This window comes from Actinotalea ferrariae CF5-4 (assembly GCF_000603945.1).
Classification (GTDB): domain Bacteria; phylum Actinomycetota; class Actinomycetes; order Actinomycetales; family Cellulomonadaceae; genus Actinotalea; species Actinotalea ferrariae.
Genome location: NZ_AXCW01000510.1, coordinates 1 through 273, shown reverse-complemented (window position 1 = coordinate 273; position 273 = coordinate 1). Strand labels below are relative to the sequence as shown.

The following is a 273-nucleotide window of genomic DNA, read 5'->3' as shown; positions in this document are numbered from 1 at the left end:
ACCTCCCAGTCCGGTGTCCCGCTCGCCGTCGCCGGGCCGGTGACGGGGGCCGGGCTCCTGGTGACGGCGTGGCTCGTGGGGCTGGAGAGCGCCCCGCGCGTGGGCTGGCCGCGCTGGGCGCTGCGGTACGACGCGGCCCGGCCGCTCGTCGACGCGGTGGCGCTCGCCGGGCTCACCGCCGCCCTTCTGGGCGGCACCGGACCGCTCGTCCTCGTCGCGCTCGTCGCGGTCCAGGTGCTGGCGGCGCAGCAGGCCGCCCTCGCCCTGCGGACG

At 80.2% G+C, this 273-nt stretch carries 1 protein-coding gene; it reads left to right on the top strand.

Annotated features, from left to right (window positions below):
• Nucleotides 1-273, top strand: a 273-nt coding sequence (locus N866_RS21775) for a hypothetical protein (RefSeq protein WP_034229869.1), incomplete at both ends; no start/stop codon positions are given.